Consider the following 2,137-nt stretch of genomic DNA (forward strand, 5'->3'; position numbering starts at 1 on the left):
GAGCCACAGCGAGGCACCGAGTGTTGGGGCGAAGACTTTTTGCTTACTTTTTGGTCCTTCAAAAAGTGACCCGCTGTAAGAGCGGAACCATAGGCAGCCGTTACCGCAGCAACGGATATGTACACCACCAAAAGACAACCCACAGCCTGATCTAGAGAGCCGCGGCTACCCCCTCATCACCCGCATACATCCACCGCAACAACGAATGCCGCCCGCTGATCCCCAGCTTGATCGCCGCCCGCTTGAGGTAGCTTTCAATAGTGTTGACTTTCAACGCCAACTGCTCCGCCAACTCCGGTGCAGTCCGCCCGGCCAGCAAACCCACACACACATCCAGTTCTCGATTGGACAAGGTCAACCCCGATTGCACCAGACGTTCTTCAATGCGCCGACGCAAGGTTTCAAGCCCTTGATTTTCCGCGACCACAGGCGATCCGCCCTGGCGACACGGCTGGATCGCAGTGATGTGTTTCTCGACCATGGGCAGAAGCAGCGTCGAAAAATCCTCCAGCATGCTGCGTTCCTGTGGCGAAAAACTTTCCGACTGATGCGAGCGATACACCGACAACACATAACGCACATCGTCCTTGCGGCGTGTGAGGTGCAATTGGGCAGCGGGTTGTTCTTCGCCCAGCGCCGTCACCGAGTCGGTGTAGACCGGGCTGATCCGGCGTCGGGTGTGCCCTTCGGCACTGACCTGCAGTTGGGTGATATGGGTAGCGTCCACTGCCAGCTGGGTCAGGATCAAGTCATGCAGCATGCGCGGGAAATGGCGGCTGCCGGTGCTGGCGATGACCTTGCCTATATGAGGGAACAGGTGTGAGTTCATCAGTTCGTCCATGAATGTTGAGTGCAGGTATTCATCCTTATAGCGACGGGGTTTAACAAGGTAACCAATGTGAATAACCTACAGTGATAATGCACCCGCCGAGCACCTATGCTAGTACAGCCAGGGAAATGCATGGGGATCCAATCGGCAAAAAAAACAGATTAAAAACGCATAACGGCGGTCGGACCAGTCCGACCACCGTCTGTAGGAAAGGATTACCTCAACCGTAGGCCCTATTTCACGGCGTGTTCTTCCACCACGGCGCGGCCCGGTGCCGCACGCGTGCATTTGGCCAGGGCCTGGTGGATATCGGCCAACAGGTCGGCAATGTCTTCAAGCCCGACCGACAAACGCACCAGGCCTTCGCTGATGCCGTGCTGCGCGCGTTCTTCGGGGGTGTAGGTGGAGTGGGTCATGCTCGCCGGGTGCTGGGCGAGCGACTCGGCGTCACCCAGGCTGACGGCGCGGGTGAACAGGTTGAGGGCGTTCATAAAGCGCCGGCCGGTGTCGATGCCGCCCTTGAGTTCAAACGCGATCATGCCGCCGGACTGCTTCATCTGCCGCGCTGCCAGGGCGTATTGCGGGAAAGAGCGCAGGCCCGGGTAGGTGACCCACTGCACAGCAGGGTGTGCTTGCAACGCTTCGGCCACCGCCTGGGCGTTGCTGCAATGGCGGTCCATGCGCAGGGCCAGGGTCTTGAGGCCGCGCATCAGCAAGGATGCGTCCTGCGGCGACATCACCGCGCCGGTCAAGTCCTTGAGGCCTTGCAGGCGAATACGTTGTGCCAGCGCCTGGTTGCTCACGGCGATACCGGCGGTGATATCGCCATGGCCGCTGAGGTACTTGGTGGCCGAGTGCACCACCACATCGGCCCCCAGTTCCAGTGGCCTTTGCAGGTAGGGGGTGCAGTAGGTGTTGTCTACCACCACGGTGACATTTGGCTGTTGGTGCGCCAGCTCGGCCACGGCGGCGATGTCCACCAGACGCAGGTTGGGGTTGGCCGGGGTTTCGCAATAGACCATGCGGGTGGCAGGGGACAATGCCGCGCGCAGGGCGGCCAGGTCGGTGAGGTCGACGTGTCGCACCCGGATGCCGAACTCAGCAAGGCCATGGTGCAGCAGGGCAAAGGTGCAGCCATACAGGGTCTGGCTGACGATCACTTCATCGCCCGGGCGCAGCAGGGTCCAGAACGTTGCGGCAATCGCACCCATGCCGGAGCTGAAGGCCACGGCAGCTTCGCCGTTTTCCAGGGTTGCCATGCGTGATTCCAACAGTGCCAGGGTCGGGTTGGAAATGCGTGTGTAGAAG

At 60.3% G+C, this 2,137-nt stretch carries 2 protein-coding genes; both read right to left on the bottom strand.

From position 1 onward, the window contains the following. Positions 1-151: 151 nt before the first annotated feature. Positions 152-829 carry a helix-turn-helix transcriptional regulator gene (locus tag FEM54_RS31100; protein WP_138454124.1) on the bottom strand — a complete coding sequence of 226 codons (678 nt, stop codon included), beginning with the start codon at positions 827-829 and terminating at the stop codon, positions 152-154. 233 nt (positions 830-1,062) lie between these two features. Further along, on the bottom strand, positions 1,063-2,137 hold a 1,075-nt coding region (locus FEM54_RS31105; protein WP_138454125.1), incomplete at its 5' end, for a methionine gamma-lyase.

It is taken from the genome of Pseudomonas edaphica (assembly GCF_005863185.1).
In the GTDB taxonomy this organism is placed as follows: Bacteria; Pseudomonadota; Gammaproteobacteria; order Pseudomonadales; family Pseudomonadaceae; genus Aquipseudomonas; species Aquipseudomonas edaphica.

Bases quoted from the DNA above. Each gene is read 5' to 3' on its own strand.
- FEM54_RS31100 (WP_138454124.1), bottom strand. From the start codon at position 829: ATGAACTCACACCTGTTCCCTCATATAGGCAAGGTCATCGCCAGCACC.